At 63.6% G+C, this 21,351-nt stretch carries 16 protein-coding genes; 2 read left to right on the forward strand and 14 right to left on the reverse strand.

Going from position 1 to position 21,351, the window contains the following annotated elements; all coding sequences use genetic code 11:
* Positions 1-27 precede the first annotated feature (27 nt).
* The 7 genes from tuf to C563_RS0102550 all read right to left on the reverse strand — a co-directional run bounded on the left by tuf (position 28) and on the right by C563_RS0102550 (position 13,229).
* Positions 28-1,218 carry an elongation factor Tu gene (gene tuf, locus C563_RS0102520; RefSeq protein ID WP_018760460.1) on the reverse strand — a complete coding sequence of 397 codons (1,191 nt, stop codon included), beginning with the start codon at positions 1,216-1,218 and terminating at the stop codon, positions 28-30.
* 265 nt (positions 1,219-1,483) lie between these two features.
* Positions 1,484-3,598, reverse strand: a complete 2,115-nt coding sequence (gene fusA, locus C563_RS0102525) for an elongation factor G (RefSeq protein ID WP_018760461.1) — start codon at positions 3,596-3,598, stop codon at positions 1,484-1,486.
* Positions 3,599-3,667: 69 nt separating this feature from the next.
* Positions 3,668-4,138 (reverse strand): 30S ribosomal protein S7, encoded by a 471-nt coding sequence (gene rpsG / locus C563_RS0102530; protein ID WP_003803829.1) that lies wholly within the window; start codon positions 4,136-4,138, stop codon positions 3,668-3,670.
* A gap of 1 nt (position 4,139) precedes the next feature.
* Positions 4,140-4,514 carry a 30S ribosomal protein S12 gene (gene rpsL, locus C563_RS0102535; protein ID WP_009358312.1) on the reverse strand — a complete coding sequence of 125 codons (375 nt, stop codon included), beginning with the start codon at positions 4,512-4,514 and terminating at the stop codon, positions 4,140-4,142.
* Positions 4,515-4,902: 388 nt separating this feature from the next.
* On the reverse strand, positions 4,903-8,802 hold the full coding sequence (locus tag C563_RS0102540; protein ID WP_018760462.1) for a DNA-directed RNA polymerase subunit beta': 3,900 nt from the start codon (positions 8,800-8,802) through the stop codon (positions 4,903-4,905).
* Positions 8,803-8,947: 145 nt separating this feature from the next.
* Positions 8,948-12,457 carry a DNA-directed RNA polymerase subunit beta gene (rpoB, locus tag C563_RS0102545; protein WP_018760463.1) on the reverse strand — a complete coding sequence of 1,170 codons (3,510 nt, stop codon included), beginning with the start codon at positions 12,455-12,457 and terminating at the stop codon, positions 8,948-8,950.
* A 298-nt stretch (positions 12,458-12,755) separates the two neighbouring features.
* Positions 12,756-13,229, reverse strand: coding sequence for a hypothetical protein (locus tag C563_RS0102550; protein ID WP_018760464.1), 474 nt, complete (start codon positions 13,227-13,229; stop codon positions 12,756-12,758).
* Positions 13,230-13,495: 266 nt separating this feature from the next.
* Between C563_RS0102550 and C563_RS0102555 the strand changes: the two genes are divergently transcribed.
* Positions 13,496-14,695 carry an acetyl-CoA C-acetyltransferase gene (locus C563_RS0102555; RefSeq protein WP_026264303.1) on the forward strand — a complete coding sequence of 400 codons (1,200 nt, stop codon included), beginning with the start codon at positions 13,496-13,498 and terminating at the stop codon, positions 14,693-14,695.
* On the forward strand, positions 14,695-15,192 hold the full coding sequence (locus C563_RS0102560; protein ID WP_018760466.1) for an aminoacyl-tRNA deacylase: 498 nt from the start codon (positions 14,695-14,697) through the stop codon (positions 15,190-15,192). The genes C563_RS0102555 and C563_RS0102560 overlap by 1 nt, the downstream gene beginning before the upstream one ends.
* A gap of 78 nt (positions 15,193-15,270) precedes the next feature.
* Here the strand turns inward: C563_RS0102560 and rplL are convergent, their stop codons facing one another.
* From rplL to nusG, 7 genes are all read right to left on the reverse strand, one after another.
* Positions 15,271-15,648 (reverse strand): 50S ribosomal protein L7/L12, encoded by a 378-nt coding sequence (rplL, locus tag C563_RS0102565; RefSeq protein WP_018760467.1) that lies wholly within the window; start codon positions 15,646-15,648, stop codon positions 15,271-15,273.
* 78 nt (positions 15,649-15,726) lie between these two features.
* On the reverse strand, positions 15,727-16,320 hold the full coding sequence (gene rplJ / locus C563_RS0102570) for a 50S ribosomal protein L10 (protein WP_018760468.1): 594 nt from the start codon (positions 16,318-16,320) through the stop codon (positions 15,727-15,729).
* 296 nt (positions 16,321-16,616) lie between these two features.
* The gene (locus tag C563_RS0102575) at positions 16,617-17,735 is read right to left on the reverse strand and encodes a GNAT family N-acetyltransferase (protein WP_018760469.1); all 1,119 of its coding nucleotides are present in this window, start codon (positions 17,733-17,735) and stop codon (positions 16,617-16,619) included.
* Positions 17,736-17,742: 7 nt separating this feature from the next.
* Positions 17,743-18,882 carry a GNAT family N-acetyltransferase gene (locus C563_RS0102580; RefSeq protein ID WP_018760470.1) on the reverse strand — a complete coding sequence of 380 codons (1,140 nt, stop codon included), beginning with the start codon at positions 18,880-18,882 and terminating at the stop codon, positions 17,743-17,745.
* Between the two features lie 115 nt (positions 18,883-18,997).
* Positions 18,998-19,705 (reverse strand): 50S ribosomal protein L1, encoded by a 708-nt coding sequence (gene rplA, locus C563_RS0102585; RefSeq protein ID WP_018760471.1) that lies wholly within the window; start codon positions 19,703-19,705, stop codon positions 18,998-19,000.
* A gap of 179 nt (positions 19,706-19,884) precedes the next feature.
* On the reverse strand, positions 19,885-20,316 hold the full coding sequence (rplK, locus tag C563_RS0102590) for a 50S ribosomal protein L11 (RefSeq protein WP_018760472.1): 432 nt from the start codon (positions 20,314-20,316) through the stop codon (positions 19,885-19,887).
* Between the two features lie 128 nt (positions 20,317-20,444).
* Positions 20,445-21,266 (reverse strand): transcription termination/antitermination protein NusG, encoded by an 822-nt coding sequence (gene nusG / locus C563_RS0102595; RefSeq protein WP_018760473.1) that lies wholly within the window; start codon positions 21,264-21,266, stop codon positions 20,445-20,447.
* Between the last annotated feature and the right edge of the window lie 85 nt (positions 21,267-21,351).

The following is a 21,351-nucleotide window of genomic DNA, read 5'->3' on the forward strand; positions in this document are numbered from 1 at the left end:
ATTCGGATGGTCCGTGATCAGCAGAAACTACTTGATGATCTTGGTGACACGTCCCGAACCAACGGTGCGGCCGCCTTCACGGATTGCGAAGCCGAGGCCCTCTTCCATTGCGATGGGCTGGATGAGCGCAACGGTCATCTCAGTGTTGTCGCCGGGCATAACCATTTCCGTGCCCTCGGGCAGGGTGATAACGCCGGTTACGTCCGTGGTGCGGAAGTAGAACTGCGGGCGGTAGTTGGAGTAGAACGGGTTGTGACGTCCGCCTTCGTCCTTGGAGAGGATGTAGACGTTGGCCTCGAAGTCGGTGTGCGGGGTGATGGAACCCGGCTTGACGACAACCTGGCCACGCTCGACATCGTCGCGCTTCAGACCGCGGAGCAGGAGGCCACAGTTCTCGCCGGCCCATGCTTCGTCGAGCTGCTTGTGGAACATCTCGATACCGGTAACCGTGGTCTTCTGGACCGGGCGGATGCCGACGATCTCGACCTCGGAGTTGATGGCGAGGGTTCCACGCTCGGCGCGGCCCGTAACAACGGTGCCACGACCGGTGATGGTGAAGACGTCTTCGATCGGCATCAGGAACGGCTTGTCGCGGTCACGTACGGGGTCCGGAACGGACTCGTCGACTGCAGCCATCAGGTCCTCAACGGACTTGACCCACTCGGGGTCGCCTTCCAGGGCCTTCAGGCCGGAGACGCGGACAACCGGAGCGTTGTCGCCATCGAAGCCCTGCGAGCTCAGGAGCTCGCGAACTTCCATTTCGACGAGGTCGAGGAGCTCTTCGTCGTCAACCATGTCGGCCTTGTTCAGCGCGACCAGCAGGTAGGGAACACCAACCTGGCGGGCCAGCAGAACGTGCTCGCGGGTCTGAGCCATCGGGCCGTCGGTGGCGGCAACCACGAGGATTGCGCCGTCCATCTGGGCAGCACCGGTGATCATGTTCTTGATGTAGTCAGCGTGGCCGGGGGCGTCAACGTGTGCGTAGTGACGCTTCTCGGTCTGGTACTCCACGTGGGAGATGTTGATGGTAATACCGCGCTGACGCTCTTCGGGTGCAGAGTCGATCGACGCGAAGTCACGCTTCTCGTTGAGAGTCGGGTACTTGTCGTACAGCACCTTGGAAATGGCGGCCGTCAGCGTCGTCTTACCGTGGTCAACGTGACCAATGGTGCCGATGTTGACGTGCGGCTTAGTCCGCTCGAACTTTGCCTTTGCCACAGGTTCCTCCTAGAACGTTTTCAAATGACATACCCTCCTGCCGCTCTTGTCGCGGCAGAAACTCAGGTAAGTCTACTTGGGGGGCTTTGGATTGGTGAAATTGCAGATTCAGGAACTAATACTAGTCCCTAGAGCCTGTTCGTGCAGATGGCCGGGAACCGGCTTGACCGGACGAATCCGACCGTGCCCCGGCCACCTGCACCGGCTGTGCTTTCCGTAACCGGCAAGCGCACCCGAGTTTTTTCGCTGCGAAAAGTCCGAAGGACTACTCGCCGCGGGTCTTCTGGATGATCTCGTCGGCAACTGCCTTCGGGACCTCGGCGTAGCTGTTGAACGTCATGGAGTACACAGCACGGCCCTGGGTCTTCGAGCGCAGGTCACCGATGTAGCCGAACATGCCGGACAGCGGAACGTGCGCACGGATGACCTTGACGCCCTGTGCATCTTCCATGGACTGCATCTGGCCACGGCGGGAGTTGAGGTCACCGATAACTTCACCCATGTATTCCTCAGGGGTGCGGACCTCGACATCCATCAGCGGTTCAAGCAGAACCGGGTTCGCCTTGCGCGCAGCTTCCTTGAAAGCCATGCGGCCGGCGATCTTGAACGCCATTTCCGAAGAGTCAACATCGTGGTACGCGCCGTCAATCAGCGTGGCCTTGATGCCGACAACCGGGTAGCCGGCCAGGACGCCGTCGTTCAGCGCATCCTGGATGCCCGCGTCAACGGACGGGATGTACTCGCGGGGAACGCGGCCACCGGTGACCTTGTTCTCAAACTCGTACAGCTCGCCCTCGGCGGTGTCCAGCGGCTCGATCGCGATCTGGATCTTTGCGAACTGGCCCGAACCACCGGTCTGCTTCTTGTGCGTGTAGTCGTGGCGTTCGACGGCGCGCTTGATGGTTTCGCGGTAAGCAACCTGGGGCTTGCCCACGTTGGCCTCGACCTTGAATTCGCGGCGCATGCGGTCCACCAGGATGTCCAGGTGGAGCTCGCCCATGCCGGCGATGATGGTCTGGCCGGTGTCTTCGTTGAGGGACACCTGGAAGGTGGGGTCCTCAGCGGAGAGCTTCTGGATGGCCGTGGAGAGCTTCTCCTGGTCACCCTTGGTGTTCGGCTCGATGGCAACCGAGATCACGGGCTCCGGGAAGCTCATGGACTCGAGCACGATCTGGTTGTTGGCATCGCACAGGGTGTCGCCCGTGGTGGTGTCCTTCAGACCGATGGCTGCATAGATGTGGCCGGCGGTAGCGCCCTCGACGGGCATTTCCTTGTTGGCGTGCATCTGGAACAGCTTGCCGATGCGCTCCTTCTTGCCCTTGGTGGAGTTGACCACCTGGGCGCCTGCTTCCACGTGACCGGAGTACACGCGGATGAAGGTGAGCTGGCCGAAGAAGGGGTGGGCCGCAATCTTGAAGGCCAGAGCCGAGAAGGGCTCTTCCGAGGAAGGCTTGCGGGTCAGTTCCTTCTCTTCGTCGCGAGGATCGTGGCCGACCATCGGGGGGACGTCGAGCGGGTTCGGCAGGTAGTCCACCACGGCATCGAGCATCGGCTGGACGCCGCGGTTCTTGAAGGCGGAGCCACAGAAGATCGGGTACAGCTCGGAGTTGATGGTCATCTTGCGGATGCCGGCCTTGAGCTCGTCGATCGAGATCTCTTCGCCCTCGAGGTACTTCTCCATGAGTTCCTCAGAGGACTCGGCGACCGTCTCAACGAGGTTCGCGCGGTACTCTTCAGCCTTTTCCTGCAGGTCGGCAGGGATCTCGCGGATTTCGTACTTGGCACCCATGGTCACGTCGCCCTTGGCGTCGCCCGGCCAAACCAGGGCACGCATGTAAAGCAGGTCGACGACGCCGATGAAGTCGTTCTCGGCACCGATGGGCAGCTGCATGACCAGCGGCTTGGCACCGAGGCGGCTGATGATGGTGTCTACGGTGAAGTAGAAGTCAGCACCGAGCTTGTCCATCTTGTTGACGAAGCAAATACGCGGAACGTTGTACTTGTCAGCCTGGCGCCAAACGGTTTCCGACTGCGGCTCAACGCCTTCCTTGCCATCGAAGACGGCAACTGCACCGTCGAGGACGCGCAGGGAGCGCTCAACCTCAACCGTGAAGTCAACGTGGCCGGGGGTGTCGATGATGTTGATCTGGTTGTTCTCCCAGAAGCAGGTCACGGCGGCAGACGTGATGGTGATGCCGCGTTCCTTTTCCTGTTCCATCCAGTCAGTGGTCGAAGCGCCGTCGTGCGTTTCGCCGATCTTGTGGTTCACACCCGTGTAGAACAGGATGCGCTCGGTTGTGGTGGTCTTGCCGGCATCAATGTGGGCCATGATGCCGATGTTGCGGACCTTACTAAGGTCGGTAAGCACGTCCTGTGCCACGGGGTCTCCTTTTGGGATGGACTACACGTTCGCCGCCGGCTCTGTTGAGCCGGCGGCGCCCGGGGAGTATTACCAGCGGTAGTGTGCGAAGGCCTTGTTGGACTCGGCCATCTTGTGGGTGTCTTCGCGACGCTTCACAGCGGCACCGAGACCGTTGGACGCATCCAGGATTTCGTTCTGGAGGCGCTCGGTCATCGTCTTTTCACGGCGGGCCTTGGAGTAGCCAACCAGCCAGCGCAGGGCGAGTGCGGTGGAGCGGCCCGGCTTGACCTCAACCGGGACCTGGTAGGTGGCGCCACCGACGCGGCGGGAGCGAACTTCAAGCGAAGGCTTGACGTTGTCCATGGCCTTCTTCAGCGCTGCGACGGGGTCGCCACCGGACTTGGCGCGTGCGCCTTCGAGGGCTCCGTAGACGATGCGCTCTGCAGTGGACTTCTTGCCGTCAACAAGCACCTTGTTGATGAGCTGGGTTACCAGCGGGGAGCCGTAAACCGGATCCGAAACGAGCGGCCGCTTGGGGGCCGGACCCTTGCGAGGCATATTACTTCTTCTCCATCTTTGCGCCGTAGCGGCTGCGGGCCTGCTTACGGTTCTTCACGCCCTGGGTATCAAGGGCGCCACGGACGATCTTGTAGCGGACACCGGGGAGGTCCTTAACACGACCACCGCGGACGAGCACAATGGAGTGCTCCTGCAGGTTGTGGCCAACACCGGGGATGTAGGCGGTAACTTCCACGCCGCCGTTGAGGCGAACACGCGCCACCTTACGCAGAGCCGAGTTCGGCTTCTTCGGGGTGGTGGTGTAAACGCGGGTGCAAACACCGCGGCGCATGGGGCTGCCCTTAAGCGCGGGAGCCTTGGTCTTTGAGACCTTAGGCGTGCGGCCCTTGCGGACCAGCTGGTTAATCGTAGGCACTCTCGTGTTCTCCGTTTTATCCGGAGTGGCTGTTTCCGGCCACTCTCTTGTTGCGTTGCCCCGCCGCCCGAGCCCTGAAGAGGATCTTCATGGCGGCGAAGGCGAAGCCTTTAATAGTCGGATCGCATACCGGGAAGGAGCTTGCGATCCCATCAGTCCCTAGGCATGCAAAAATGTGGCATACGTTGCACAAGAACCCTGCAAACCGGAAACGTCGCTCTGGCCCAGCCTTTCAGCTGATACCGGCGCACTCATCCACTGCCACAATAACAATTGGTAACCAGTCTACCACGGACAGTGTCCAGGCCTTAATCGACGGGTTAAAGGGGGATGGTCCCCCACCGTGCGGTGCGGGACCATCCCTTTCGGCTAAGCCGGCTTCTGCTGGTTAGCGGAAGTCGTTGCCGAGGTCGTAGTCATCCAGCGGGATGGCGTGGAACTCGGGAGCTCCGTCACCGCCCAGGGTGTCGTACGAGAAATCGCTGAATGCGCTGGGGCCGGTGAACAGGTTGGCCTTCGCTTCTTCAGTGGGCTCGACCGTGACCTCCGTGTAGCGCGGGAGGCCCGTGCCGGCGGGGATCAGCTTACCGATGATGACGTTCTCCTTCAGGCCAAGCAGCGGATCGCTCTTGCCTTCCATGGCCGCCTGCGTCAGGACGCGGGTGGTCTCCTGGAAGGAAGCGGCCGAGAGCCAGGACTCGGTGGCCAGCGACGCCTTGGTGATGCCCATGAGCTCAGGACGTCCGGAAGCCGGAGTCTTGCCCTCGGACACAACGCGGCGGTTGGCCTCCTCGAACCGGCTCCGCTCGGCGAGCTCGCCGGGCAGCAAGTCCGATTCACCGGACTCGATGACCGTGACGCGCCGCAGCATCTGGCGGACGATAACCTCGACGTGCTTGTCGTGGATACCGATGCCCTGGCTGCGGTAGACGCCCTGGACCTCGTCCACCAGGAACTTCTGGGCGGCACGCGGACCCATGATGCGCAGGACCTGCTTGGGGTCCACGGGACCGTTGATCAGCTTCTGGCCAACGGTGACGTGGTCACCGTCTTCGATGAGCAGGCGTGAACGGCGCAGGACCGGGTAAGCGATCTCTTCCGTTCCGTCATCCGGGGTGATGACCAGGCGCATCTGGCGCTCGGACTCTTCGATGGTGATGCGGCCGGCTGCTTCGGCAATCGGCGCGACACCCTTCGGAGTACGGGCTTCGAAGAGCTCCTGGATACGGGGCAGACCCTGGGTGATGTCGTCGCCACCGCCGGCGGAAACTGCACCACCGGTGTGGAACGTACGCATGGTCAGCTGGGTACCGGGCTCACCGATGGACTGTGCGGCAATGATGCCCACGGCCTCGCCGATGTCCACGGTCTTGCCGGTGGCCAGCGAACGGCCGTAGCACAGGGCGCAGGTGCCGACGCTGGACTCACAGGTGAGGACCGAGCGGACCTTGACCTCGGTGATGCCTGCCTTGAAGAGTTCCGCGATGACGACGTCGCCGCAGTCGGTGCCGGCGGCTGCGAGGACATTGCCCTCGGAGTCCACGACGTCGACGGCCAGCGTACGGGCGTAGGCGCTGTTCTCGACGTTCTCGTCCAGGACGAGCTCACCGTTGGAATCGGCGACGGCGATGGGCGTGACCAAGCCGCGCTCGGTGCCGCAGTCTTCTTCACGGACGATGACGTCCTGCGAGACGTCCACCAGGCGACGGGTCAGGTAACCCGAGTTGGCGGTACGCAGGGCGGTATCGGCCAGGCCCTTACGGGCACCGTGCGTGGCGATGAAGTATTCCAGCACCGACAGGCCCTCACGGTAGGAGGACTTGATGGGGCGCGGGATGATCTCGCCCTTCGGGTTGGCCACCAGGCCACGGATACCCGCGATCTGGCGGACCTGCATCCAGTTACCACGTGCACCGGAGGACACCATGCGGTTGATGGTGTTCATCGGTGACAGGCTCTCGCGCATCACCGAGGCGATGTCGTTGGTGGCCTTGTTCCAGATCTCGATCAGTTCCTGGCGACGCTCGTCGTCGTCGATCAGGCCCTTGTCGTACTGGCCCTGGATCTTGGCGGCCCGTTCCTCGTAACCGGCAAGGATTTCCGGCTTGGCAGCCGGGACCTCGATGTCGGAGATGGCAACCGTGACGCCTGAGCGGGTGGCCCAGTAGAAACCGGCGTCCTTCAGGTTGTCCAGCGTTGCCGCGGTGACCACCTTCGGGTAGCGCTCGGCGAGGTCGTTGACGATCCGGGACAGCTCGCCCTTGTCGGCAACAGCCTCGACCCAGGGGTAGTCCTCGGGCAGGGTCTCGTTGAAGAGGACCTGGCCCAGGGAGGTCTGGACGAGAGCGGGCTGACCCTGCTCCCAGCCTTCCGGAGCTTCCCAGCCGGCGTAGGGCACGAAGCCTTCGAGCCGGATCTTGACCTGCGAGTTCAGGTGCAGCTCGCGGGCGTCGAACGCCATGATGGCTTCCGAAACCGAACCGAAGATGCGGCCTTCGCCGGCTGAACCCTTGCGCTTGGTGGTCAGGTGGTAGAGGCCGATGATCATATCCTGCGAGGGCAGGGTGACCGGGCGTCCGTCGGAGGGCTTCAGGATGTTGTTCGAGGACAGCATCAGGATGCGGGCCTCAGCCTGCGCTTCGGGGCTCAGCGGCAGGTGGACTGCCATCTGGTCACCGTCGAAGTCTGCGTTGAACGCGCCACAAACCAGCGGGTGCAGCTGGATTGCCTTGCCTTCAACAAGCTGCGGCTCGAACGCCTGGATGCCCAGGCGGTGCAGGGTAGGTGCACGGTTGAGCAGCACCGGGTGTTCGGTGATGATCTCTTCGAGAACGTCCCAGACCTGCGGGCGGTAGCGCTCCACCATCCGCTTGGCCGACTTGATGTTCTGGGCGTGGTTGAGGTCAACCAGGCGCTTCATCACGAACGGCTTGAAGAGCTCCAGGGCCATCTGCTTGGGCAGGCCGCACTGGTGCAGCTTCAGCTGCGGGCCGACGACGATGACCGAACGGCCGGAGTAGTCGACGCGCTTGCCGAGGAGGTTCTGGCGGAAACGGCCCTGCTTGCCCTTGAGCATGTCGCTCAAGGACTTCAGCGGACGGTTGCCCGGTCCGGTGACCGGACGGCCGCGGCGGCCGTTGTCGAAGAGGCTGTCAACAGCTTCCTGAAGCATGCGCTTCTCGTTGTTGACGATGATCTCCGGAGCACCAAGGTCAAGCAGGCGCTTGAGGCGGTTGTTCCGGTTGATCACGCGGCGGTAGAGGTCGTTCAGGTCGGAGGTCGCGAAGCGGCCACCGTCCAGCTGGACCATCGGGCGCAGTTCCGGCGGGATCACCGGGACGGCGTCGAGCACCATGCCGAGCGGGCTGTTGTTGGTGGTCAGGAACGCGTTGACCACCTTCAGGCGCTTGAGGGCGCGGGTCTTGCGCTGGCCCTTGCCGTTGGCGATGATGTCGCGCAGCAGGTCGGACTCAGCCTGCATGTCGAAGTTCTCAAGACGCTTCTTGATGGCCTCGGCACCCATGGAGCCTTCGAAGTACATGCCGTAGCGGTCGCGCAGTTCGCGGTACAGGCCTTCGTCACCTTCGAGGTCCGCGACCTTGAGGTTCTTGAAGCGGTCCCAGACCTGCTCGAGGCGCTCGATGTCGGCGTCGGCGCGCTTGCGCACGTTGGCCATCTGGCGGTCGGCGGAGTCGCGGGCCTTCTTCTTGTCAGCTGCCTTGGCGCCTTCGCCCTCGAGGCGTGCGATTTCGCCTTCGAGGTCGCGGGCGATCGCGGCGATGTCGGCGTCGCGGTTGTCGATCAGCTGCTTCTTCTCGATGTCGTGCTCAACCTGCAGGTTGGGCAGTTCCTCGTGGCGGGCGGCCTCGTCGACGCTGGTGATCATGTAGGCGGCGAAGTAGATGACCTTTTCGAGGTCCTTCGGAGCCAGGTCAAGGAGGTAGCCCAGGCGGGACGGAACACCCTTGAAGTACCAGATGTGCGTGACGGGAGCGGCCAGCTCGATGTGGCCCATGCGCTCACGGCGGACCTTGGCGCGGGTGACTTCGACGCCACAGCGCTCACAGATGATGCCCTTGAAGCGCACGCGCTTGTACTTGCCGCAGTAGCACTCCCAGTCCCGGGACGGGCCGAAGATCTTCTCGCAGAAGAGGCCGTCCTTCTCGGGCTTGAGCGTGCGGTAGTTGATGGTTTCCGGCTTCTTAACCTCGCCGTACGACCAGCCGCGGATGTCTTCCGCGGTGGCGAGGCCGATCTGCATGAGGCCGAAGGAGGATTCGCTGGACATATGGTCCCTGTTCTCTCTTGTTCTCTAAATTCTGAAGTCTTGACGGCGCCGGGGTTTCGACAGCTCAACCACCGGGCGCCCTGGGTGCGGGAGGAGGGAGGGGGCGTACGACGGCGGGTGGTCACCCGCCGTCGTCAGCCTCCTGCTAGACCTCTTCTACGGAGCTGGGCTCTGCGCGAGACAGATCGATGCCCAGTTCTTCCGCAGCCGTGAAGACTGCGTCATCAGAGTCACGCATTTCAATTGTGGTTCCGTCCGTGGAAAGCACTTCCACGTTCAGGCACAGCGACTGCATTTCCTTGATCAAGACCTTGAAGGATTCGGGAACACCCGGCTCGGGGATGTTCTCGCCCTTGACGATCGCTTCGTAGACCTTCACGCGGCCGTGGATGTCATCCGACTTGATCGTGAGGAGCTCCTGGAGCGTGTAGGCGGCGCCATAAGCTTCGAGCGCCCACACTTCCATTTCACCGAAGCGCTGGCCACCGAACTGTGCCTTACCACCCAGCGGCTGCTGCGTGATCATGGAGTACGGGCCGGTGGAGCGCGCGTGGATCTTGTCGTCCACCAGGTGGTGGAGCTTCAGGATGTACATGTAGCCGACCGAGATCGGATCCGGGAACGGTTCGCCGGAGCGACCGTCAAACAGGCGGGTCTTGCCCGAGGAGTTGATCAGGCGGTCACCGTCACGGGTCACGTTGGTGGAATCCAGCAGGCCCGTGATTTCCTCTTCGCGGGCACCGTCGAACACCGGCGTGGCAACAGTGGTGGGGCCACTCTCGCGCGGCAGGTTCGGCAGCTGCTTGACCCACTCGGGCTCGCCTTCGATCTTCCAGCCGGTCTTGGCAACCCAGCCGAGGTGCGTTTCGAGCACCTGGCCCACGTTCATGCGGCCCGGAACACCCAGCGGGTTCAGGACGATGTCAACGGGGGTGCCGTCGGCAAGGAAGGGCATATCCTCGACCGGGAGGATCTTGGAGATAACGCCCTTGTTGCCGTGGCGGCCGGCGAGCTTGTCGCCGTCGGTGATCTTGCGCTTGGCGGCCACGTAGACGCGGACCAGCTGGTTCACGCCCGGGGGCAGCTCGTCGTCGTTGTCGCGGTCGAAGACGCGGACGCCGATGACGGTGCCGGACTCGCCGTGCGGCACCTTCAGGGAGGTGTCGCGCACTTCGCGGGACTTCTCACCGAAGATGGCGCGCAGCAGGCGCTCTTCCGGGGTCAGTTCGGTTTCACCCTTCGGGGTGACCTTTCCGACCAGGATGTCGCCTGCTTCAACCTCGGCACCGATGTGGATGATGCCGCGCTCGTCCAGGCCGGCCAGGACTTCCTCGGACACGTTGGGGATGTCACGGGTGATCTCCTCGGCACCAAGCTTGGTGTCGCGGGCATCGATCTCGTGCTCCTCGATGTGGATGGAGGAGAGGACGTCCTCGGCAACGATGCGCTGCGAGAGGATGATGGCGTCCTCGAAGTTGTGGCCTTCCCAGGACATGAATGCCACGAGCAGGTTCTTGCCGAGTGCAAGTTCACCCTGGTCCGTTGCCGGGCCGTCGGCGATGATGCCGCCGACTTCCAGGCGCTGGCCTTCGTTCACCAGGACGCGGTGGTTGTAGCAGTTGCCCTGGTTGGAGCGGGCGAACTTGTTGATGCGGTAGTTGGTCTCGGTGCCGTCGTCGTTGAGCATGATGACGAGCTCGGCGGAAACCTCGGTGACCACACCGGCCTTCTTGGCGATGACAACGTCACCTGCGTCAACGGCGGCGGCGCGTTCCATGCCGGTACCCACGAACGGGGCCTCGGAACGGACCAGCGGCACGGCCTGGCGCTGCATGTTGGCACCCATGAGTGCACGGTTGGCGTCGTCGTGCTCCAGGAACGGGATCAGGGCGGTTGCCACGGACACCATCTGGCGCGGGGAGACGTCCATGAACTCGACGTCGGCGGCGGGAACCAGGACGGGCTCGCCTCCACCACCACGGGCACGGACCAGGACAGTGTCCTCGGCGAACTTGTTGTTCTCGTCCAGCGGGGCGTTGGCCTGCGCGATCAGCACCTCGGCCTCGTCGTCGGCCGTCAGGTACTGGACGTCGTCGGACACGACGCCGTCCTTGACCAGCCGGTACGGGGTTTCGATGAAACCGAACGGGTTGATCCGGCCGTAGGACGCCAGCGAACCGATCAGGCCGATGTTCGGGCCTTCAGGAGTTTCGATGGGGCACATACGTCCGTAGTGGGACGGGTGCACGTCACGGACTTCCATGCCGGCACGGTCACGGGACAGACCACCCGGGCCAAGCGCGGACAGGCGGCGCTTGTGGGTCAGGCCCGAGAGCGGGTTGTTCTGGTCCATGAACTGGGACAGCTGGGACGTTCCGAAGAACTCCTTGATGGCTGCAACCACAGGGCGGATGTTGATCAGGGTCTGCGGCGTGATGGCCTCGACGTCCTGGGTGGTCATACGCTCGCGGACGACGCGCTCCATGCGGGACAGGCCGGTGCGGACCTGGTTCTCGATGAGCTCGCCGACGGCGCGGATGCGGCGGTTGCCGAAGTGGTCGATATCGTCGATTTCGACGCGCAGGTCCACTTCCTGGCCATCGCGGGTGCCCTTGATGGTCTTCTCGCCGGCGTGCAGCGCGACGAGGAACTTGATCATGGCAACGATGTCTTCAACGTGCAGCACCGAGGCTTCCTTGTCACCAAGGGAGCGGTCGATGCCGAGCTTGCGGTTGATCTTGTAGCGGCCAACCTTGGCCAGATCGTAGCGCTTGGAGTTGAAGTACAGGTTGTCCAGCAGGGACTGGGCAGCCTCGACGGTGGGCGGCTCGCCCGGACGCAGCTTGCGGTAGATGTCCAGCAGGGCGTCTTCGCGGGTCTCGGTGGCGTCCTTCTCCAGGGTTGCCCGCATGGAGTCGTACTGGCCGAACTCTTCGAGGATCTGGCCTTCGGTCCAGCCGAGGGCCTTCAGCAGGACGGTGACGGACTGCTTGCGCTTGCGGTCGAGGCGGACACCGACCTGGTCTCGCTTGTCGATCTCGAGCTCGAACCAGGCACCGCGGGACGGGATGATCTTGGCGGTGAAGATGTCCTTGTCGCTGGTCTTGTCAGCGGCGCGCTCGAAGTAGGCGCCCGGCGAACGGACCAGCTGTGAGACGACGACACGCTCGGTGCCGTTGACCACGAAGGTACCCTTCTCGGTCATCAGCGGGAAGTCGCCCATGAACACGGTCTGCTGCTTGATTTCGCCCGTGTTGTTGTTCATGAACTCGGCCTTCACGTACAGCGGAGCCGAGTACGTTGCGTCCCGGTCCTTGCACTCGGCCATTGTGTACTTGGGGTCAGCGAACTCCGGATCGGAGAAGCTCAGGGACATGGTGCCCTGGAAGTCCTCAATCGGGGAGATCTCTTCAAAGATGTCCGACAGGCCGGACGTGGTGGCGACGCTGAGATCGTTTTCTTCGACAGCCTTTGCCACGCGTGCCTGCCAGCGCTCATTGCCGACCAGCCAGTCAAAGCTGTCTGTCTGCAGGGCAAGCAGATTCGGAACGTCAAGAGGTTCGTGAATCTTTGCGAATGAGAGCCGGCGAGTGGCACCATCAGTGCTGTCGGCGGTGTTAGCGGTTTCGTTATTAGAGGTGCTCGAGGCGACCAAGAGGGATCCTTCCACAGACCTTCAGGCGTTTTCAGATCTCCCCCGCTGTGCACCCTGCGGAGTGACTCCGCAGCGCTACCATCCGGTTCCGCTATATGACCCGGGACCCGCGCTGACGATGCTGTGACGTTGTCACGGCACGTTTATTGCCAGCTGCCAGGCAAAGCCCACCGCTATATGAAGGCTGAAGGTAAACAGGGAAGACGCAAATATCTACGATACGGCAAAACAACCTACGTGTCTACCCCACATCCGGCCGGATTGCAAGCACCTGTTTTCACGCTGTGCACCGGGCACCCTACAGGCGCAGCGTGACGCCTTCCGCCGTGCAGGTTCCCGAGTTGGCGAAGACGGCGTCACGCACGGCGTCCTTGGACTCCTGGGCGGGCGTGCCGCCGGACTCAGCGGCAGCCGAGTGGTCGATCGCAAGCAGGCTGAGCGAGGCGAAGAGTCCCTCAAGGTCGCCGGAAACCGTGGCTTTGGCATCTTGGGCCTTCAGGTAGACGTCCTCGTAGCCTTTTGCATCGGTGGGGGAAACGGCAGCATAGTCCGCGAACAATGTGTTGAAGAGCTCACAGGCTTCCTTGGTACCCGCAGCCGCGTTGCCGGCGCCTGTTGACGTTGCTGACGCACGGGGCGTGCTGCCATCGCTGGACCGGACCGAGGGCGAAGCGGACGGCTGAGTTGAGTCCGCCGGCGACGGTGTCGATACCGAGCAGCCGGTGAGCGCGGCAACGGCGGCAAGGGCTGCTGCGGCAAATGTCGTCTTCATGTTCTCGCTCCGTCCGTCACGGCCCCGGAACCGGTGTCCCCCTGGAAAGCCTCGCCCACCACCCTACGCAAGCCGCCGCCGTCGTGCACAATGCCGGGATGGGGACCTCTCCCCCGCCTGCCGCGGCCTCCCGCCCGGAGGGGAGGATTCCTGCCGCAACCGGGACGCCGGAATGCACACAGACGATTCGGCGTTTGAGTATATGGGTGACCAGGCTCACGATAGCCTTGGTGGCTTACACCTGAACCGGATTGAAAGTGATGACCATGGGCAACTCTCCTGACAACAGTGACGTTGTCATCCTTGCAGCAGCGCGGACCCCGCAGGGCCGCATCAACGGCCAACTGTCCAGCCTGACGGCGGTGGACCTCGGCGCCCACGCCATCAGGGCTGCCTTGGCGGCCAGCGGCATTGATGCAGCCGACGTGGAAGCCGTGATCATGGGCCAGGTACTGCAAGCGGGCGCCGGCCAAAACCCTGCGCGGCAAAGCTCCATCGGCGCCGGGATCGGCTGGAACGTCCCCGCCGTGACGGTCAATAAGGTATGCCTCTCCGGGCTCACCGCCGTGATCGACGCCGCCCGCATGATCCGGGCCGGCGAAGCAGCCGTGGTGGTGGCCGGCGGCCAGGAATCCATGAGCCGGGCACCGCACCTGCTCCCCGGGTCCCGCCAGGGATGGACCTACGGCTCCATCCAGGCACTGGACGCAGCCGCCCACGACGGTTTGACCGACGCCTTCGACGGCGAGTCCATGGGGTTGTCCACCGAGACGCGCAACCTCACCCTGGGCATCGACCGGACCTCCCAGGACAACGTGGCCGCACAGTCCCACCAACGCGCGGCCCTCGCGGCAAAGAACGGAACGTTCGACGGCGAAATCGCCCCGGTCAGCGTGAAGCAGCGGAAGGGCGATCCACTGGTGGTGGACACCGACGAGGGCGTGCGCCCCAACACCTCCGTGGAGTCGCTCGCCGGGCTGCGCGCCGCATTCGTTACGGACGGAACCATCACGGCCGGCAACTCTTCTCCCCTGTCCGACGGCGCCACCGCACTGGTGCTCGCTTCCCGCGCCTACGCCGACGAACACGGCCTGGAGTACCTGGCCGTCGTCGGGAAGCCGGGCCAGGTTGCCGGACCGGACAACTCCCTGCATTCACAGCCTTCGCACGCGATCATGAATGCCCTCGGCAAAGCCGGCTGGGGCACGGCCGACCTGGACTTCATCGAGATCAACGAGGCCTTCGGTTCCGTTGCCGTGCAGTCGCTCAAGGATTTGGACTACCCCCTGGAAAAGTGCAACATCCATGGCGGGGCGATCGCCCTGGGGCATCCGATCGGGGCTTCCGGGGCGCGGCTGGCCGCGCACGCCGCCCATGAGCTCAAGCGCCGCGGGACGGGCAAGGCCGCGGTGGCCCTGTGCGGCGGAGGGGGGCAGGGCGAAGCGCTCCTGCTCTACCGCGACTAATGGCGGGCCTGACCGCAAACGGAACGGACGGCGTCGGGCGGGAACGTTTCCTGGCCGACGCCGCCGCGCGCGGCCTGCACGTTGACGTCGTGGAACGTCCGCCGGCACGCAGCCTCGCCGAAGCGGCCGATATCCTGGGCATCCCGCCGGCCGACATTGTGAAGTCACTGGTGGTCAAGCACAAGGACGGTTCATTCCTGTTCGCGCTGGTTCCAGGCGACCGGCAGATTTCCTGGCCGAAACTCCGGTCCCTGCTGGGCGTCAACAAGCTCTCGCTGCCACCGGCAGACGTTGCCCTGAAAGCGACCGGCTACGAGCGTGGCACCATCACGCCGCTGGGCAGCACCACGGCATGGCCTGTCTATGCCGACGCCACGATCACCGGGCGCAGGATCTCCATGGGCGCCGGAGCCCACGGCTACAGTGCGTTCGTTGACGCCGACTCGCTGACCGCAGCCCTGGATGCCGTAGTCGCCGACATCTCAGATCCCGGCTGACCCTTCGGGCCCGCTTAAAGCAGAAACCCCGCCCAACTGGCTCGCAGTGGGGCGGGGTTTCCCGAGGAAAAGGCGTTGTTACTTGAGGGTAACGGTGGCGCCTGCAGCCTCGAGCTGCTCCTTGGCCTTCTCGGCAGCTTCCTTGTTGGCGCCTTCGAGAACAGCCTTGGGGGCGCTGTCAACCAGGTCCTTGGCTTCCTTGAGGCCGAGGGAGGTGATGGCGCGAACTTCCTTGATGACGGCGATCTTCTTGTCACCGGCAGATTCGAGGATGACGTCGAAGTCGGTCTTCTCTTCAACCTCTTCAGCAGCTCCGCCACCGGCGGGGCCGGCAACTGCAACAGCAGCGGCGGTAACTTCGAAGGTCTCTTCGAAGAGCTTGACGAACTCGGAGAGCTCGATGATGGTCAGTTCCTTGAAAGCTTCAATGAGCTCTTCGTTGCTGAGCTTCGCCATGGTTGGCGTCCTTCCTGTTGTGGTGTCCAAGCGGCGCGGAGCCGGGCCTGACACCGGAGTCTGGTGGGGTAAAGAGAATTAGTTCTCTTCGGCAGCGGCAGCTTCGGCGGGTGCCTCGGCTACTGCTTCAGCTGAAGAGTCAGCAGATTCTTCAGCGGCAGGCGCTTCGGCAGCTGCCGGTGCACCGTTCTCTTCTTCAAGCTTGAGGCGCAGTGCGTCGATGATGCGTGCAGCTGCGGCGGCGGGTGCCTTGAGGACGCCCGCAACCTTGGCGAGCTGCAGCTCACGGGACTCGAGGGCAGCCAGGGCTGCAACCTCGGTGGCGTCCAATGCCTTGCCCTCGAAGTAACCGGTCTTGATGACCAGCTGCTTGTTGGCCTTGGCAAAATCCGTCAGGCTCTTGGCAGCGGCAACTGCGTCACCCTTGATGAACGCGATTGCAGTGGGGCCGGCAAGCTGGCCGTCGAATGCTTCGACGCCGGCTTCCTTGGCTGCAATGGCGGTCAGGGTGTTCTTGACGACCGCGAACTTGGTGTCCTGGCCGAGAGAAACACGCAGCTGCTTGAGCTGTGCAACGGTGAGCCCGCGGTATTCGGTCAGGACAGCGGCGTTCGATTCCTTGAAATCGTTAGTGATCTCAGCTACTGCTGAAACCTTGGTAGGCGTTGCCATAACCCTCCTTCCGGGGATAGTGCCGGTATTCGACGGTCCCCGCTCAAGAGAGCTAAAACTAAAAACGCCCCGCGCAGATGCACGGGGCTTGGCTCAACACGGCTGAGCCGTGGAGCTTTGCTTCGTTCACCTGCGCCGGCCGCCCTGCGTTGAGGGTCCTTCGTCCGGAAACCTACTGTGGCCTCCGGCGCACAACTGCAGAGTTGAGCCATGAACAGGAGAGTGGATTTCCAACAACCGACGGTCTTTGGTACTCCCAGCTTACGTGAGGGAGCACCGGTCCGCCAAATCGGGCGTCAGCTGGTGCTGGTCCGCAAGGTGGGAAGTTCCTTTTGCCAGATACCCGTCACCCCTGCCGTCTGGAACCCAAGCTGCTTGTTGACCGTAAGCAGGTACCGGTTCTCGGGGGCATTCCAGGTGTAGATGATGCGGGCATCCGGGAACTGCTCGCTGAGCCGCTCCATGTTGGCCACTTTGATCAGCAGGCCCAGCTTGTTGCCGCGGTGCTCCTGCAGGACCAAGGTATCGTCCTGGAAAACGACGTCGGCGCGGTGGGCCAGCACGGTGATGGTGGTCAGTCCCACCAGCGATCCCGTAGCGATGTGCTCGACGGCGGTGACCACCGTCCGCCTTCCCTGCGCGATGGCGACGTCTTCGGCCTCACGCAGGATCCCGCCGTCGAACACCATGTCCTGCTCAACCGGCACGTCCAGGGAGGGGTCGACGTCGGCACCCGCCTGGTTCTCCAAGACCGCCACGGCCTCCAGCCACTGGTCCGGGCAGCGGTCCGTCCAATGGTGCAGCCGGTACCGGCCGCCATTGGCTTCCTCGGCCTCAGCCTGGAGGTCGGCCACCAGCTTCGTGTCGAGGGGAAGCAGGCAGGAACTGAACTGCTCAATGTGCTGGAGTGTGTACCCGGTCCGCTGCGCGAACTCCACCTCCCGGCTTTCCAAGGGAACGAACCCCTGGCCGGTGCCCGGGACCAACTGGGCCTGACCAAATTCGTGGAGTGATGCGCCGGGGTGGTTGGTGTCCACCAGGATCATGGTGCGTCCCTCGCCGCGAGCCAGCTGTTCGGCCGCCTCAAGCAGGCGCCGGCCCACGCCCTGGCGCTGGAACTCGGGCAGGATGTCCAGGGTGAGTTCGGCAAGGTCCAGGTGGTCCGTCAGCGGCAGCGCGATGTCCACAGTGCCCACGATGTCTCCGTCCACCTTGGCGACGAGGATCAGCTGCCGCTCATAGGGATCAGCGAACTCGAGCAGTTTTTCCAGCGGACCGTAGGCGAGATCGTCACTCCCCCAGGTCTGCATCCGCACCTTGCGCCCCACCTCGACGGCGGCCAGGAAGTCGGCTGCGTCCGGGGTGTCCAGGGAATCCGGAATCCACAGCTGTTCGATCTTTACGTCTATCGCCATTCGGGCATCATCCCAGCCGTTTCTGCCACTCACCTTCATAGCCGGCAGGCTTGAATCCAAGTGCGGTATTAATCGCCAGCATATGCTGGTTTTCGCTGGCATTCCATGTCAGGACCGAGCGCGCCGGAAGCCACTTTTCCTGCGCGCGGCGGAGGTTGGCCACCTTGACCAGCATGCCCAGCCGATGCCCGCGATGCTCTGCCGACACCAAGGTGTCTTGCTGGATCAGCGACTCCGGCACCTCGGGGCGCCAGGTGAGGACCGTGTACGCCACCAGCTCGCCAGTGGGCCGGTGCACGGCGGCCGCCACGGAAGACTGGACGCCACTGCGGACAAGGGCCGATTCGTCCCCCCGGACCCGGGCCGCATCCCAGTCCTCGCGTTCCCAGTCCATGCCCGCGGTAGGCGCATCCGTGCTCATCCGCTCCTTGAGCCGGGCAAAGGCGGCAACAAGCTCTTCCGGGCAACGATCATCCCAGGCCGTCAGCGTGTAGCACTCTGCACGCGCGATCCCTTCCGCTTCGAGCCGGGCCAGCCGGTCACCAGCCACGGGCAGGGCCAGCCGGCTGGAGCGTTCCACCTGTTCCAGCTGGTAGCCGGCGGACAGGGCAAAAGCGCTAGCGGGGTGGTCCAGTGGCAAGTGCCCGGCCCCGGACTTCGCGGCCAGCCTGCCGGCGCCATGTCCCGAAGCGTCCAGGGGTATTTCATGGAAGCCGCCAAGGGATGACCGACCCCGGGAGTGGGCCACGGCCTCGACATGGCCCAGCAGCGCACGCCCGATCCCCTGGCGGCGCCAGCGGGGAACCACCAGGACCTCAATGCCCGCCGTGGCCGTGTTGTCCCGCAGCGGGAAGGTGACCGAGCACAGGCCCACCGGTTCGCTGCCGATCCGGGCCAGGAAGAGCTGCCGTTCTTCATAGGGGTTGCCACGCCAGTACTCAAGCGCCTCCTTGTCGGTCAGGCAGCGCTCCAGGCTTCCCCACACAGCCATGTCCTCCGCTGCCCGCATGGACTGGCACTCCCGGAAGTCCACCAACGTACCGGAGGGACCTTGGCCGCTTCCGGCGGCAGGGATCGCGACGGCGGCAATCACCAGTACGTCACGTGCCGGCAGAGGCGGGACGCCAGCGGGGTCCGGATTATCCATGCAGCCAGCTTAGGCAAATACGCCGGACAACAAAGGAGCCCGCCCCGGCGCATGCGCGTCGGGGCGGGCTCCTGATGCTCCGGGCTCAGCCCGGGGCAGGAACTTTCATCAAGGACTAGGCCTCGGTGAGCACCTTGGTGACGTTGGGGTCGACAGAGATGCCGGGACCGAACGTGGTGGCAACGGTGGCCTTCTGGATGTAGCGGCCCTTGGCAGCGGACGGCTTCAGGCGAAGGACCTCTTCCAGGGCTGCTGCGTAGTTCTCGGCCAGCTTGATGGCGTCGAACGACACCTTGCCGATGATGAAGTGCAGGTTGGAGTGCTTGTCGACGCGGAAGTCGATCTTTCCACCCTTGATGTCGTTGACGGCCTTGGTGACATCGGGGGTCACGGTGCCCGTCTTCGGGTTCGGCATCAGGTTACGCGGACCAAGGACCTTACCGAGGCGGCCAACCTTGCCCATGAGGTCAGGGGTAGCAACGGCTGCGTCGAAGTCGGTCCAGCCGGCGGCGATCTTTTCGATCAGGTCGTCGGAACCAACGAAGTCGGCGCCGGCTGCGATTGCTGCCTCAGCCTTGTCGCCCGTGGCGAAGACCAGGACGCGGGCGGTCTTACCGGTGCCGTGGGGCAGGTTGACCGTACCGCGGACCATCTGGTCGGCCTTGCGGGGGTCAACGCCCAGGCGGAAAGCCACCTCGACGGTTGCGTCGAACTTGGACGGGTTGGTGTCCTTGGCCAGCGTTACTGCCTCGAACGGTGCGTAGTGCTTCTCCGCGTCGATCTTGGCGGCTGCTGCCTCATATGCTTTGCTGCGCTTTGCCATGCTGCTTATTTCTCCTTGTGCAGTTGTGGTCTGCGGACCGCGCTGGGCCCTGCCACAGTCGGTGGTCCGGTTCGTTATCCGGCCCGGATGCCCGACATTTCATTGTGTTTGGTGCCGGTGTCCCGGCGGTGCCGCCCGTCGTCGTCAATTACCTTGACGCTGGACAGCGGGAAGGGTGGTTAGCCCTCGACGGTGATACCCATGGAGCGGGCGGTGCCGGCGATGATCTTGGCTGCGCCTTCGAGGCTGGTGGCGTTGAGGTCTTCCATCTTGGTGGAGGCGATCTCGTTGACCTGGGCCTGGGTCAGCTTGGCAACCTTGACGGTGTGCGGGGTGGATGAACCCTTGGCAACGCCTGCAGCCTTCTTGATGAGCTCTGCAGCCGGCGGGGTCTTGGTGATGAACGTGAAGGAACGGTCCTCGTAGACCGTGATTTCCACGGGGATGACGTTTCCGCGCTGGGCTTCCGTCGCAGCGTTGTACGCCTTGCAGAATTCCATGATGTTGACACCGTGCTGGCCAAGCGCGGGACCGATCGGCGGGGCCGGGTTGGCGGCACCTGCCTGGATCTGCAGCTTGATGAGGCCGGTGACCTTCTTCTTGGGAGCCAATGTAGGGTCCTTCTCTCAATAACGTCCTGGGGCACAGGAGCGTGCCTCAGGTTTGTGGCCGCCATGGCAAGGCGGCCGGCCGTTCCGGCGCCGCTAAGCGGGCGGTGCCGGAACGAATTCTCGGTTGGTCAGATCTTGGTGACCTGGTTGAACGCCAGGGTGACGGGCGTTTCGCGCTCGAAGATGGAGACCAGCACCACGAGGGTCTGGGACTCGGGCTTGATCTCGGAGATCGTGGCGGGAAGGGTCTCGAACGGGCCTTCCTTGACGATGACGGACTCGCCGACCTCGAAGTCGACGGCCACGGGAGCCTGGTTCTGCTTGTTGACCGGCTTGCCCTTCTCGGCCTGCTCTTCCTCGAAGACCGGGGCGAGCATGGAAAAGACCTCGTCCAGGCGCAGCGGGACCGGGTTGTGGGCGTTGCCCACGAAGCCGGTCACGCCGGGGGTGTGGCGGACGGCGCCCCAGGAGGCGTCGGTCAGGTCCATGCGGACCAGGACGTAGCCGGGGATGCGGACGCGGTTGATCACCTTGCGCTGGGCGTTCTTGATCTCCACGACTTCTTCCATGGGCACCTGGATTTCGAAGATGTAATCTTCCATGTCCAGGGTCTGGATGCGGGTTTCAAGGTTGGCCTTCACGCGGTTCTCGTAACCTGCGTAGGAGTGGATGACGTACCAGTCACCCTCCTGGCGGCGCAGTTTGGCCTTGAACTCCTCGGCGGGATCAGCGGCTGCGGTGGCCGCTGCAGCGGCGAGGGCGTCAGCGGACTCGTCGTCGCCGTCTTCCGTGGCGTCGGCTTCTTCACCGGCGGCACCGTCAGCATCGGAGCCGGCGTCGTCGGATTCGGGCGCGAAGGACTCAACCTCGGACTCTTCACCGGCTTCTGCCGCGACGTCCTGGGACTCTTCCAGCCCAGACTCGGTTACCTCGAGCTCCTGCTCAGACACTTGGTCTCCTGCTTCCTCATTGCCTAACATGCCTATTTAAATGGCTCAATTCCGCACACCGGCGCTTCCCTTCCGGTTTCCCGGA

Source organism: Arthrobacter sp. 135MFCol5.1 (assembly GCF_000374865.1).
Classification (GTDB): domain Bacteria; phylum Actinomycetota; class Actinomycetes; order Actinomycetales; family Micrococcaceae; genus Arthrobacter.

Excerpts from the sequence above, each read along its gene's own strand:
- rpsG (WP_003803829.1), bottom strand. The coding sequence starts at position 4,138 with ATGCCTCGCAAGGGTCCGGCCCCCAAGCGGCCGCTCGTTTCGGATCCG.
- C563_RS0102540 (WP_018760462.1), bottom strand. The coding sequence starts at position 8,802 with ATGTCCAGCGAATCCTCCTTCGGCCTCATGCAGATCGGCCTCGCCACC.
- C563_RS0102550 (WP_018760464.1), bottom strand. The coding sequence starts at position 13,229 with ATGAAGACGACATTTGCCGCAGCAGCCCTTGCCGCCGTTGCCGCGCTC.
- C563_RS0102555 (WP_026264303.1), top strand. The coding sequence starts at position 13,496 with ATGGGCAACTCTCCTGACAACAGTGACGTTGTCATCCTTGCAGCAGCG.
- C563_RS0102560 (WP_018760466.1), top strand. The coding sequence starts at position 14,695 with ATGGCGGGCCTGACCGCAAACGGAACGGACGGCGTCGGGCGGGAACGT.
- rplL (WP_018760467.1), bottom strand. The coding sequence starts at position 15,648 with ATGGCGAAGCTCAGCAACGAAGAGCTCATTGAAGCTTTCAAGGAACTG.
- rplJ (WP_018760468.1), bottom strand. The coding sequence starts at position 16,320 with ATGGCAACGCCTACCAAGGTTTCAGCAGTAGCTGAGATCACTAACGAT.
- C563_RS0102575 (WP_018760469.1), bottom strand. The coding sequence starts at position 17,735 with ATGGCGATAGACGTAAAGATCGAACAGCTGTGGATTCCGGATTCCCTG.
- C563_RS0102580 (WP_018760470.1), bottom strand. The coding sequence starts at position 18,882 with ATGGATAATCCGGACCCCGCTGGCGTCCCGCCTCTGCCGGCACGTGAC.
- rplA (WP_018760471.1), bottom strand. The coding sequence starts at position 19,705 with ATGGCAAAGCGCAGCAAAGCATATGAGGCAGCAGCCGCCAAGATCGAC.